This window comes from Streptomyces sp. NPDC059454 (assembly GCF_042749965.1).
Lineage (GTDB): Bacteria > Actinomycetota > Actinomycetes > Streptomycetales > Streptomycetaceae > Streptomyces.
This window is the reverse complement of sequence record NZ_JBHYVC010000049.1, coordinates 24,465-36,546: the sequence shown is the minus strand read 5'-3', so window position 1 is coordinate 36,546 and position 12,082 is coordinate 24,465. Positions and strand designations below refer to the sequence as shown.

At 70.3% G+C, this 12,082-nt stretch carries 9 protein-coding genes; 1 reads left to right on the top strand and 8 read right to left on the bottom strand.

Annotation, left to right across the window (positions count from 1 at the left end; genetic code table 11):
- Positions 1 to 71: 71 nt before the first annotated feature.
- Together ACFXAE_RS26820 and ACFXAE_RS26815 are read right to left on the bottom strand one after the other, a co-directional pair.
- Positions 72 to 848: a TIGR03936 family radical SAM-associated protein gene (locus ACFXAE_RS26820; RefSeq protein ID WP_384719305.1), complete on the bottom strand. Its 777-nt coding sequence runs from the start codon at positions 846 to 848 to the stop codon at positions 72 to 74.
- Between the two features lie 48 nt (positions 849 to 896).
- Complete coding sequence (locus tag ACFXAE_RS26815) at positions 897 to 1,997, bottom strand: hypothetical protein (protein WP_384719304.1); 1,101 nt, start codon at positions 1,995 to 1,997, stop codon at positions 897 to 899.
- A gap of 272 nt (positions 1,998 to 2,269) precedes the next feature.
- On the opposite strand from ACFXAE_RS26815, the gene ACFXAE_RS26810 reads away from it, so the two are divergent.
- Positions 2,270 to 2,986 carry a DUF2637 domain-containing protein gene (locus ACFXAE_RS26810; RefSeq protein ID WP_384719302.1) on the top strand — a complete coding sequence of 239 codons (717 nt, stop codon included), beginning with the start codon at positions 2,270 to 2,272 and terminating at the stop codon, positions 2,984 to 2,986.
- A 60-nt stretch (positions 2,987 to 3,046) separates the two neighbouring features.
- Here the strand turns inward: ACFXAE_RS26810 and ACFXAE_RS26805 are convergent, their stop codons facing one another.
- From ACFXAE_RS26805 to mreC, 6 genes are all read right to left on the bottom strand, one after another.
- Positions 3,047 to 4,996 (bottom strand): TIGR03960 family B12-binding radical SAM protein, encoded by a 1,950-nt coding sequence (locus tag ACFXAE_RS26805; protein ID WP_384719300.1) that lies wholly within the window; start codon positions 4,994 to 4,996, stop codon positions 3,047 to 3,049.
- Positions 4,997 to 5,060: 64 nt separating this feature from the next.
- A complete protein-coding gene (locus ACFXAE_RS26800) occupies positions 5,061 to 6,632 on the bottom strand; it encodes a CHAD domain-containing protein (RefSeq protein WP_384719298.1) in 1,572 nt (523 codons plus the stop codon).
- Between the two features lie 83 nt (positions 6,633 to 6,715).
- Positions 6,716 to 7,918: a rod shape-determining protein RodA gene (rodA, locus tag ACFXAE_RS26795; protein ID WP_384719296.1), complete on the bottom strand. Its 1,203-nt coding sequence runs from the start codon at positions 7,916 to 7,918 to the stop codon at positions 6,716 to 6,718.
- Complete coding sequence (gene mrdA, locus ACFXAE_RS26790; protein WP_384719294.1) at positions 7,915 to 10,197, bottom strand: penicillin-binding protein 2; 2,283 nt, start codon at positions 10,195 to 10,197, stop codon at positions 7,915 to 7,917. The genes rodA and mrdA overlap by 4 nt, the downstream gene beginning before the upstream one ends.
- 114 nt (positions 10,198 to 10,311) lie before the next feature.
- Positions 10,312 to 10,980 carry a rod shape-determining protein MreD gene (gene mreD, locus ACFXAE_RS26785; RefSeq protein WP_384719292.1) on the bottom strand — a complete coding sequence of 223 codons (669 nt, stop codon included), beginning with the start codon at positions 10,978 to 10,980 and terminating at the stop codon, positions 10,312 to 10,314.
- 13 nt (positions 10,981 to 10,993) lie between these two features.
- Positions 10,994 to 11,935, bottom strand: a complete 942-nt coding sequence (gene mreC / locus ACFXAE_RS26780) for a rod shape-determining protein MreC (RefSeq protein WP_384719290.1) — start codon at positions 11,933 to 11,935, stop codon at positions 10,994 to 10,996.
- Positions 11,936 to 12,082: the final 147 nt, after the last annotated feature.

The window sequence follows — 12,082 nt, the reverse complement described above, 5'->3', positions numbered from 1 at the left end:
GCTGCCCGCCCCAGGTGGCTCCCGAGTTCGAGGGCGGCGCTTACGACGTCCGTCCCTTCGCGGGACCTTCCTTACGCCGGCACCGTCGCGGCGGCAGTGGCGCCGGCCGGTTGCGGCTCGGTCGCTGCTGCCTCGCGGTCGGGCGCGAGCGGGTCGGTCACCGTGCCGGTCTCTTCATCGAGCAGCCCCTGCGCCAGCCTGGTCACCGCTACGGGGACCGGCGGCGTCAGGTCGGCCACGGCGCGGAGACCGGACAGAACGTCGTCGGGTCGTACGGCAGGCGTCACGTGCCGAACAACCAGCCGCAGTATCGCACAAGGGTGGTCGGTCGGCCTATCAGCCTGCGACGAGCGCGTTTCCGCGCTCTCCAGTTCCACGACCGCCGAGCGGGCGTCGAAGGTGCGGACGCCGTTCTTGGTCCGGCGCTGGACCTCGACGGTCCCGGCCGCGTTGAAGGCGTCCACCGCGCGGCGGGCGTCCTCGGGGCCGACGCCGTCCAGCCGCAGCTCCCACACGGAAGCCGTCAGCCGGTCGGCGAGACCCGACGTGCGGGCCTCGACCGCCTCGACGATGTCGAGCCCGGCGGGCATCGACTCGTCGAGCAGGCCCTGGAGCCGCTCGGGGTCACGCGGCTCGGTGAGCGCGATCTCCAGATACTCTGCCTCACTGCCCGTGCCGGTGGGTGCGGCATTGGCGTACGACACCTTCGGGTGCGGGGTGAACCCCGCCGAGTACGCCATCGGCACCTCGGCGCGGCGCAGCGCACGCTCGAAGGCGCGCTGGAAGTCACGGTGGCTGGTGAACCGGAGGCGGCCGCGCTTGGTGTAGCGCAGTCGGATGCGCTGCACCGCGGGTGCGGGCGGCGGGCCTTCGGGCTGTCGCTTGCCCAGTGTTGTTCAGTCCTTCGTGAGAGCGGTCGTACTGCTACCAAGAGTACGTGCCTCCGGGCCGGTAGGTTCCCGCCGGTGCGTGAGCTGCGGTTCCTTCCCCGTACCGACCGGTTCGCCGACCGGTTCGCCGAGCAGCATCCGCCGGAAGTCGGCGCGCGCCCGCCGTACCGACACGCGGGCGGCGGCGAGGGCCTGCCCGGTGGCCCGGCCCACCGCGCGGGCGGCGTCCCCGAGAGGCCGCAGCACCGTGTCGCGCACCACGTGCCCCACCGGGGTCAGCACCCTCCGGTACACCCATCGCACCGGCTCCACGAACACCCACCGGAAGAGCGTCCCCAGCCACCGTCCGACGGCGAGCGAGATGTGACCGGCGACGCGCCAGGCATGCCCGAGGGCGTCCCCGACCTCCCGCGCGACGATCGCGAGCACACGGCCGACGGGCACCAGCACCCGGCGCCACACCGCGAGCGCGGGCAGCACCAGCAGGATCCGGACGATCCAGTACAGCCCCGTGCCGATCCCGGTGACGATCGTCGCCACCAGCCACACCAGCCCCTTCACGCACCAGGCGATCGCCCGCCCCACCGGCGTCAGAACCCACCGGTACAACCACGCCGAGGGCACGACGACGAGACACCGCCCCAGCCACACCACACCCGCCCGCACTCCGGCCCCGATCGCGGCGAGCACATGACCGATCGGCGTCAGCACGCGCGCGTACAGCCACACGGCCCCGTGACCGAGGGGAGTCAGCACATGGCGGTAGAACGCGATGGCCGGAAGGACCGCCAGCACCTTCCCGAGCCACGCCAGCACCTTCCCGAGCCACGCCAGCCCCTTGCCGAACGGCACGAGGACATACCGCCACAGCCCCACGAACGGCCACACGAACACCGCCCTCCCCACCCACAGCAGCGCCCGCCCGAGCGGCCGCAGCAGCGTGCCGTTCAGGAACCGCCCGGCGACGACCAGCGCGTCCCACACCATGCGCACCGGCACGACCAGCACCAGCGCCACGATCCGCACGGGGACGCGGATCGCCACGACGAGACACCCCTCACCCGCGGGCGCGGCGGCAGGCGGACCGGGCGGCTTCTCGAGATCCATACCTGCGAAGACGCAGGCGCGGCCCGCCCGGATCCCATGATCATGACGTTGTTTACCTCATATGCTGAACGCCGATCGGACATAAGAATTCCGCGAATTATGTAAAACAACTTTCCCTACGGCCGTTCACCCATTCACCACGCATCCAAGTGAAACAGTTGCCGTTAGTCGCTATATGACGAAGGCAAGCATGTCCGGGCTCATCAGGTCCGACAGGGGGAATTCATGGAAATCCGACCTCGCCGGCCGCTGGATCGGCGAGGCCGGCTGACATGAATGACGAACGCTACGACCCTCTCGTCTACGCGGAGCCCATGGAATCGTCCGTACCGCACTGGGACCCGGCCGAGGAACTCGCCTATCTGCTCCAGGAAGCCCGCAGCGAGGAATCCTCCGGCGTCACCATGCCGGGCCCCCGCGAGGAGACCTCGGTCACCACTCCCCCGGCCGGCAGCCCCATGGGCAACCTGCAGGAGATCACGGCGGAACTGCCACCCCTGCGCGCGGCACCGCGCGGCCACCGCAAACCCCCGCGCAAACGCCCCGACGCGCTGCGCCTCGCCAGCTACGCCATCGCCGCCCTGGCAGCGGTCACCGTGTCGATGGTGAGCGTCTTCAGCGGCGTCGTCACCTACGAACCCCTGCTCCTCGTCACCACGGCCCACAGCAGCGGCAGTTCCTCGGCCTGGTGGCCCGTGCTGGTCTACGGCCCCTGGCTGGCGGGCTCGTTGTCCATCCTCCGCGCGGCACTGCACCAACGGCGCGCCCTGCACTCGTGGTTCGTCGTCCTCCTCTTCTCGACCGTCGCGGTGATGCTCTGCGTCGCCCAGGCGCCCCGCACGATCACCGACACGGCCGCCGCGGCTCTCCCGGGCGTGGCCGCCCTGGCCTGCTTCCAGCAACTCGTCCGCCAGATCACCCTGACCCGGCCGCCCCGCCGGGCCGTCCCCCGCCACCGCGTACGCCAGTACGGCCACGACATCCCGTGACCCCGGCAACACGTCGAAGCCCCCTTCGCGCGCGAAGGGGGCTTCGACGTACGTCACCGCTCAGGAGGCAGGCGTCGCGTTCTTGACCGTCAGCGGCAGCAACTTCTTGCCGGTGGGGCCGATTTGGATGGACGTGTCCATCTGAGGACACACGCCGCAGTCGAAGCACGGGGTCCAGCGGCAGTCCTCGACCTCCGTCTCGTCGAGGGCGTCCTGCCAGTCCTCCCAGAGCCAGTCCTTGTCCAGGCCCGAGTCGAGGTGGTCCCAGGGGAGGACCTCCTCGTAGGCGCGTTCGCGGGTGGTGTACCAGTCGACGTCGACGCCGAAGGGGGCCAGCGCCTTGTCGGCGCAGTTCATCCAGCGGTCGTACGAGAAGTGCTCGCGCCAGCCGTCGAAGCGGCCGCCGTCCTCGTAGACCGCGCGGATGACCGCGCCGATGCGGCGGTCACCGCGGGAGAGCAGGCCCTCGACGATGCCGGGCTTGCCGTCGTGGTAGCGGAAGCCGATCGAGCGGCCGTACTTCTTGTCGCCGCGGATCTTGTCGCGGAGCTTGGCGAGGCGCTCGTCCGTCTGCTCGGCGGAGAGCTGCGGGGCCCACTGGAACGGGGTGTGCGGCTTGGGGACGAAGCCGCCGATGGAGACCGTGCAGCGGATGTCGTTGGAGCCGGAGACCTCCCGGCCCTTGGCGATCACGCGGGTGGCCATGTCGGCGATCTGGAGGACGTCGTCGTCGGTCTCGGTGGGCAGGCCGCACATGAAGTACAGCTTCACCTGGCGCCAGCCGTTGCCGTAGGCGGTGGCGACGGTCCGGATGAGGTCGTCCTCGGAGACCATCTTGTTGATGACCTTGCGGATGCGCTCCGAGCCGCCCTCGGGGGCGAAGGTGAGGCCGGAGCGGCGGCCGTTGCGGGTCAGCTCGTTCGCCAGGTCGATGTTGAAGGCGTCGACGCGGGTGGAGGGGAGGGAGAGGCCGATCTTGTCTTCCGTGTAGCGGTCGGCGAGGCCCTTGGCGATGTCGCCGATCTCCGAGTGGTCGGCGGAGGAGAGGGAGAGCAGGCCGACCTCTTCGAAGCCCGTGGCCTTCAGGCCCTTGTCGACCATCTCGCCGATGCCGGTGATCGAGCGTTCGCGGACCGGGCGGGTGATCATGCCGGCCTGGCAGAAGCGGCAGCCGCGGGTACAGCCGCGGAAGATCTCCACGGACATGCGCTCGTGGACGGTCTCGGCGAGCGGGACGAGGGGCTGCTTGGGGTAGGGCCACTCGTCGAGGTCCATGACCGTGTGCTTGGAGACGCGCCACGGGACGCCCGACCTGTTCGGTACGACGCGGGCGATACGGCCGTCGGGGAGGTACTCGACGTCGTAGAAGCCGGGGACGTACACCCCGCCGGTCTTCGCCAGGCGGAAGAGGAGTTCCTCGCGGCCGCCGGGGCGGCCCTCCTCCTTCCAGGCGCGGACGATCCGCGTGACCTCCAGGACGGCCTGCTCGCCGTCGCCGATGACCGCGCAGTCGATGAAGTCGGCGATCGGCTCGGGGTTGAAGGCGGCGTGGCCGCCGGCCATGACGATCGGGTCGTCCAGCGTCCGGTCCTTGGCTTCCAGGGGGATGCCGGCCAGGTCGAGGGCGGTGAGCATGTTGGTGTAGCCGAGCTCGGTGGAGAAGCTCAGGCCGAACACGTCGAAGGCCTTCACCGGGCGGTGGCTGTCGACGGTGAACTGCGGGACGTGGTGCTCGCGCATCAGCGCCTCGAGGTCCGGCCAGACGCTGTAGGTGCGCTCGGCGAGGACACCGTCCTGTTCGTTGAGGACCTCGTAGAGGATCATGACGCCCTGGTTGGGCAGTCCGACCTCGTAGGCGTCGGGGTACATGAGCGCCCAGCGGACGTCGCAGCTGTCCCACGGCTTGACCGTGGAGTTGAGCTCTCCGCCGACGTACTGGATCGGCTTCTGCACATGCGGGAGCAGAGCTTCGAGCTGCGGGAACACAGACTCGGCGACTTCGGCAGGCATCTCGCGAACCTTTGTGTGCTGAGTGGGGTGACCATTCAGCGTAACGCGGCCGGAGGGGTACTCCCTACGTTGTCCAGGGCCGGAGGTCCTTGGTGATCGACGCCCAGGCTTCGGGGAGAGCGGCCTCGGCGAGTTCCGCACGGCGTTCCTCGCGGGCGTGCAGGACGCCGTAGGTGAAGGCGCTCTCGCCTGCCGCGTGGGCGACGGCGGCGAGCTCGCGGAGGGTCTTGCGGGCCATGACGCTGTCCTGGTGGTCGCCGAGCAGGCCCTGGAGCGACTTCATGGCCTTGACGAGGTCGTTCGCCGGTCTGCCGAGTGCGGGGGCGGCGGCCTCGGCGGCGTAACGGGTGCGCTTGGTCTTCTTGCGGGCCTCGTGCAGGGCGACGTCGCGGTCGGTGCCGGGCGGGAGGTCCAGGGCGCGGGTGACGAGGCCGGCGAGCTTGTCGAGGTCCTTGCGTACGGCCTTGGTGAGGACCTTGTCCGGTGCGGCTCCGGCTTTCTTGCGCAGGGGCGGGTCGGCGAGCAGGGCGTCCAGGGTGTCGAGGAGGGTGAGGTGGCGGCGGGAGTCGAGGATGCCGGTGAGGTGGCCGTGGGCTCCGGAGTGGCGGGCCTCGGCCCAGGCGGTGAGCCGGTGCCCGACGGGGCCGGCGACGAGGGTGTCGGGCAGGTCGGCGAGGGACGACCGGAGGCGTTCGGCGAGGACCTCCTGGTCGCGGTCCAGGCCCAGCTCGGCGGCCAGCCATTTGAGGTCGGCGCCGACGGGGTCGGTCGTCTCGCGGTCGAGGACGGTACGGAAGGTGCGGAAGGTGCTGCGCAGGCGGCGGGTGGCGACTCTCATGCGGTGCACGGAGTCGGGGACGTCCTGGCGTACGGCGGGGTCGAGCTCGACGAGGGCGTCGCGCTGGGCGCGGACGTAGGCGAGGACGTGGTCGCCGGCGGTGACGGGTTTCCCGGTCGCCCGTGGCCTGTGTTTCCGCCGCGGGGCCGCCTCCGGTGCCGTGGCGGGTGCGCCTGCCGCCGCGGTGGTGGTGGTGTTGTCCGGTGCCGTGTCGGCCAGCGCTCTGGCGAGTTTGGAGGCGGACTTCGAGGGGTGCGCGCCGGCCTTGCGCAGGCGTTTCTCCACCTTGTCGAGGAAGGCGGGGTCGCCGTCGTCGGCGAGTTCGACCTCGATCTCGGTCCACCGGGCGGTGCCGCCGTCGCCGGTGAGGCGTTCGGCGTGGACGGTGTCGACGCTGACCTCGGCGAGCAGCCGGCCGCCGGCGTCGACCAGGTGGCGTACGTCACGGTCGGAGCGCAGCCGGACGACGGGCCGCAGTTCGCCGGCGCGGACGCGGGAGCGGACGAGGGCGGCGAGCTCGTCCGGGAGGGTGTCGGAGAGCGGCGCGCGGATCTCGTCGCGCACTCCGGGGGCGACGGGGAACTTCAGGTGCCAGCCGGCGTCGGAGCCGCCGGTGCGGCGGCGCAGGGTGACCGAGGAGGCGGCGAGGCGTTCGTCGGCGGTGTCGTGGTAGGTGGCGTCGAGGTGGGTGACGCCCTTGTCGAGGACGGTCGCCACGCCGGGGACGCGGGTCAGGTCGGGCAGTCCGCTGTCGCCGGACTCGTACTTTCGCTCGATCTCGCGCTTGGTGTCCGCCATGAGGTGCAGGTATCCGCCGTGGGTGAATCTAGTCGTCGCGGGCGTGGAACGGCGGTGGGGCGCCGCTCCGTGCCCGCGACGGATCACGCGGACATCGGCCGTTGTATCCGGATGGACTGCAGCAGGCCCACGGCCAGCCATACGGCGAACATGGAGGAGCCGCCGTAGGAGACGAACGGCAGGGGCAGGCCGGTGACGGGCATGATGCCGAGGGTCATGCCGATGTTCTCGAAGGACTGGAAGGCGAGCCAGGCGACGATGCCGGCGGCGACGATCGTGCCGTACAGGTCGGTGGTGTCGCGGGCGATGCGGCAGGCGCGCCAGAGGATGATGCCGAGCAGGCCGATGATCAGTGCGCCGCCGACGAAGCCGAGTTCCTCGCCGGCGACGGTGAAGACGAAGTCGGTCTGCTGTTCGGGCACGAACTGGCCGGTGGTCTGGGAGCCGTGGAAGAGGCCGGAGCCGGTCAGTCCGCCGGAGCCGATGGCGATGCGGGCCTGGTTGGTGTTGTAGCCGACGCCGGCGGGGTCGAGCTCGGGGTTGGCGAAGGCGGCGAAGCGGTTGATCTGGTACTCGTCGAGGATTCCGAGCTGCCAGACGGTGATCGCGCCGGCCGCGCCGGCGCTGATCAGGCCGAAGACCCAGCGGTGGGAGGCGCCGGAGGCGAGCAGTACGCCGAGCACGATGACGACCATGACCATGACCGACCCGAGGTCGGGCATGAGCATCACGATCAGCATGGGGACGACGGCCAGCCCGAGGGCCTGGAGGACCGTGCGGTGATCGGGGTACGGCTTGTCGCCGGCGTCGACGCGGGCGGCGAGCAGCATCGCCATGCCCAGGATGATCGTGACCTTCACGAACTCGGAGGGCTGGAGGGAGAAGCCGCCGGGGAGCTTGATCCAGGAGTGGGCGCCGTTGACGGTGGAGCCCAGCGGGGTGAGTACCAGCAGGATCAGGGCGACCGAGGCGCCGTACAGCAGGGGCACGGCCGTGCGCAGGGCGCGGTGGCCGAGCCAGAGGGCGCCGATCATCAGGGCCAGTCCGATGCCGGTGTTGAGCCAGTGCCGGACGAGGAAGTAGTAGGGGTCGCCCTGGTTGAGTTCGGTGCGGTTGCGGGTGGCCGAGTAGACCAGGAGCGAGCCCAGCAGGGAGAGGGCGAGCGCCGAGAACAGTATCGGCCAGTCGAGGCGGCGGGCCAGGGAGTCGCGGGCGAAGACCCGTGTCCAGCCGGCTCGCTCCGGTCCGTATCCGGAGACCTGGAAGCTGTTGACTCCGCCGGTCATGACGCTGCCCTCCGCGGTCCCTTTCCGGTGGCGCCGCGTCGTCGCCGGTGGCGGCGGCGGGTTTCGCGGTTGGTGTTCTCCGGTGAGGGGACCGTGCCGGCCTGCTGCGGGTCGGCCGGGTCGCCCTGCGGGGTGGTGGCCTGTGCGTCGGGCGAGGGGGTCGCCCGGTCCTTGACGGGGTCCTTGGAGATCTTCGGGGACGTGATGGTGCCGTCCGTGCGGACCTTCGGGAGGTTCTTCTGCGGCGTGGACAGCAGCGCCTTCTTCTTGTCGATCTCGCCGTCCTCGGAGACGCCGTACAGGGCGTTGTAGATGTTGCGCACGGCGGGGCCCGAGGCGCCGGAGCCCGTACCACCCTGGGAGATCGTCATGACGATCGAGTAGTCCTTGGTGTACGTGGCGAACCACGAGGTGGTCTGCTTGCCGTAGACCTCGGCGGTACCGGTCTTGGCGTGCATCGGGATCTCGTCCTGTGGCCAGCCCCCGAACCGCCACGCGGCCGTACCGCGGGTGGCGACTCCTTCGAGGGCTTCGTCTATCTGGGCGAGCGTCTTCTTCGACGTGGGCAGCTTGCCGTGCGCCTTGGGCTCGATCTCCGTGACCGTCTTGCCGTCGGGACTGATGACGGCCTTGCCGACGGTGGGGTCGTAGAGGGTGCCGCCGTTGGAGATGGCCGCGTAGATGGTGGCCATCTGGATGGGGGTGACGAGCGTGTCTCCCTGGCCGATGGAGTAGTTGACGGAGTCACCCGCGCGCAGCCGGTTGCCTTCGAGGCAGTTCTCGTAGGCGATCTTCTCGGCGTAGCTGCCGTCCTTCTTCCCGTACTTGCACCAGGCGTCCTTGTTGGCCGTCCAGTAGTCCAGCTTCCACTGGCGGTCGGGGACGCGGCCGGTGACCTCGTTGGGCAGGTCGATGCCGGTCTCCTCGCCGAGGCCGAACTGGTGGGCCGTCTTGTAGAACCAGTCGTTGGCGTTCTTCTTCGGCTTGTTGCCTCCGTCGCGCTTCCACTCCTCGTGGGAGAGGGAGTAGAAGACGGTGTCGCAGGACACCTCCAGGGCGCGGCCGAGGCTGATCGGGCCGTGGTTCTGGGACTCGAAGTTCTTGAAGACCTGGTTGCCGATGGAGTACGAGCTGGAGCAGTTGTAGGGGCCTTCGAAGGAGTAGCCGGCCTGTATGGCGGCGGCCGTCGGGATGACCTTGAAGATGGAGCCGGGTGCCGACTGGCCCTGGATGGCGCGGTTGAGCAGCGGGTAATTGGACTTCTTGCCGGTGAGGTCGGCGTAGTCCTTGGCGGAGATGCCGCCGACCCAGGCGTTGGGGTCGTAGGTCGGGTTGGAGGCCATGGCGACGACGCGGCCGGTCTTGGACTCCATGACGACGACGGCGCCGGAGTCGGCCTCGTAGGGGCGGTTGGTGTTGCGGTCGACCACCTTGCGGGCGTCCTTCATCGCCTCGTTCAGCTCGTACTCGGCGATGCGCTGGACGCGGGCGTCGATGCTGGTGACGAGGTTGGCGCCGGGCTCGGCGGGGTCGGACTCGGCCTCGCCGATGACGCGTCCCAGGTTGTCGACCTCGTAGCGGGTGACGCCGGCCTTGCCGCGCAGCTGCTTGTCGTACTGGCGCTCCAGGCCGGACCGGCCGACCATGTCGGAGCGCAGGTAGGGCGAGCTGGTGTCCTGGGCCTGGGTGATCTCCTCGTCGGTGACGGGCGACAGGTAGCCGAGGACCTGGGCGGTGTTGGCCTTGCCGGGGGCGGCGTAGCGGCGCAGGGCCTGCGGCTCGGCGGTGATGCCGGGGAAGTCCTCGGCGCGCTCGCGGATCTGCAGGGCCTGTTTGGCGGTGGCCTCGTCGGTGATGGGGATGGGCTGGTACGGCGAGCCGTTCCAGCAGGGCTGGGGGGTCTCGGCGTCGCAGAGGCGGACCTTCCGGAGGACCTCCTCGGCGTCCATGCCGAGGACGCCGGCGAGTTTGGTGAGGACCGCCTTGCCGTCGTCCTTCATCTTCAGCAGGTCGGTGCGGGAGGCGGAGACGACCAGACGGGTCTCGTTGTCCGCGAGGGCCACTCCGCGCGCGTCCAGGATGGAGCCGCGGACGGCGGGCTGGACGACCTGCTGGACGTGGTTGCCGGAGGCCTCCTTGGCGTACTGGTCGCCCTCGCGGATCTGGAGGTACCACAGGCGCCCGCCGAGGGTGCCGAGGAGGGAGATGACGAGGACCTGGATGACGACGAGCCGGATCTGGACCCGCGGGCTGCGGCCGGTCTCGGGGATGTTGGTCACGCGGCTTCCTCCTCTCTCAGAGCGCGTACGCGGATGCGGGTACGAGTGATGAACGGCCGGGCCGTGTGCCCGCGTTCCGCCGCCGTTCACTCGTTCCGGTGAAGTTGCGCGAGGTCACAGGCGCTTGACCCCCTTGATGCGTCCCGCACGGGCCACCCGGGCGCGGGCCGCCTTGACCCGCAGTCCGCCCCGTTGCCCGCCGATGCGCAGTCCGGTGCCGCCGGAGAGCCAGCCGGAGGCGATGTCCCCGGACTTGGCGGGGTTGGTCTCGGCGAGCGGGTCGTTCTCGGCGCGCCGGGCCAGGGCCATGACGCCGGGGACGACGAACGGCGCGAGCAGCAGGTCGTACAGGGCGGCGGTGAACAGCAGTCCGCCCAGGCCGACATGGCGGGCGGCGGTGTCGCCGACGAGGGCGCCGACACCGGCGTAGAGCAGGGTGGAGCCGACGGCGGCGGCGACGACCACGACCATCGGGCCGGTCGCCGATCTCACCTGGCCGCTCTCGGGTTTGACGAGTCCGGCGAGGTAGCCGATGACGCACAGCACGAGGGCGTAGCGCCCGGCGGCGTGGTCGGCGGGAGGGGCGAGGTCGGCGAGGAGTCCGGCGGCGAAGCCGACGAGGGCGCCGCCGACGTGGCCGTAGACCAGGGCGAGGCCGAGGACGACCAGCAGCAGCAGGTCGGGGACGGCGCCCGGGAGGTGGAGCCGGGCGAGGACGCTCACCTGGATCACCAGGGCGACGACGATCAGCGAGCTGGAGAGCAGGATCCGGTTGACGCGCATGGGGTGACAGCTCCTACTGCTCTTGCTGGTTCAGGCCGTCGGCAGGGGCGGAGGGGGTGACGGTCACCGTCACGGTCGGTGTCGGGGTCGGCTTCGGCTTCTTGGGCAGCACCGTGTCGCGCGGGTCCTTCTCGGGGGCCTGGACGACGACGCCGACGACGTCGAGCTTGCTGAAGCTGACGAACGGCGTGACGGAGAGGGTGCGGGTGAGGTCGCCGCCGGAGGGGTCCACGCGGGAGACGACGCCCACGGGAACGCCGGGCACGAACGGCTTGTCGGCCTGCGAGCCGAAGGTGACCAGGCGGTCGCCCTTCTTGATCTCGGCCTTGCCGTTGAGGAGTTCGACGCGCAGCGGGCGGTCGCCCTGGCCGGAGGCGAAGCCGAGTTCGTCGGTGGCCTCCATGCGGGTGCCGACGGTGAAGTCGGGGTCACTGGCGAGCAGCACGGTGGCGGTGCCGGGGCCGACGGTGGTGACGCGGCCGACGAGTCCGTCGCCGTTGAGGACGGTCATGTCGCGCTCGATGCCGTCGTCGGCGCCGGCGTCGATGGTGATGGTCCAGGAGAAGCCCTGGGCCGCTCCTATGGCGATGACCTGGGCGCCCTTGATGCCGTACTGGCCCTGGCCGGAGACCTTCAGCAGCTTGTCGAGCTGCTCGAGGCGGCTGCGGCTGCGGTCGTCGCTGCCGAGTTCGGCCTTGAGCGTGGCGTTCTCCCGCTCCAGTTCGGCGAGCCGGTCGTGCCGGTCGCCGGACTCGCGGACGGCGGAGACGGCGTTGCCGATCGGGTCGACCGCGCCGGACACGCCGTTCTCGATCGGGCCGAAGACGGTCGCCGCGGCCTGCCGGGCACCGTCGACCGGTGAATCCTCCCCGCCGCGGATGTCCACCGTGATCAGTGCGAACGCGATGGCGATCAGCAGCACCAGGAGCAGCCGGCTCTCTCGTGTGTCCCTCACGTGCGGCGGCCGTGCCTTCCTCGTCGAGAACGGGTATGAGGTGGGGGGTCTGTTCAGGTGTGTCGAAGGTGCGTCAAAGGTGCTTCGGAGGTGCTTCGAAAGCGCGTCGAAGACACTTCCGTTTCGAGGCGTTATGGGGGAGTTTAT

Bases quoted from the DNA above. Each gene is read 5' to 3' on its own strand.
- ACFXAE_RS26815 (WP_384719304.1), bottom strand. From the start codon at position 1,997: ATGGATCTCGAGAAGCCGCCCGGTCCGCCTGCCGCCGCGCCCGCGGGT.
- ACFXAE_RS26810 (WP_384719302.1), top strand. From the start codon at position 2,270: ATGAATGACGAACGCTACGACCCTCTCGTCTACGCGGAGCCCATGGAA.
- ACFXAE_RS26805 (WP_384719300.1), bottom strand. From the start codon at position 4,996: ATGCCTGCCGAAGTCGCCGAGTCTGTGTTCCCGCAGCTCGAAGCTCTG.
- ACFXAE_RS26800 (WP_384719298.1), bottom strand. From the start codon at position 6,632: ATGGCGGACACCAAGCGCGAGATCGAGCGAAAGTACGAGTCCGGCGAC.
- rodA (WP_384719296.1), bottom strand. From the start codon at position 7,918: ATGACCGGCGGAGTCAACAGCTTCCAGGTCTCCGGATACGGACCGGAG.
- mreD (WP_384719292.1), bottom strand. From the start codon at position 10,980: ATGCGCGTCAACCGGATCCTGCTCTCCAGCTCGCTGATCGTCGTCGCC.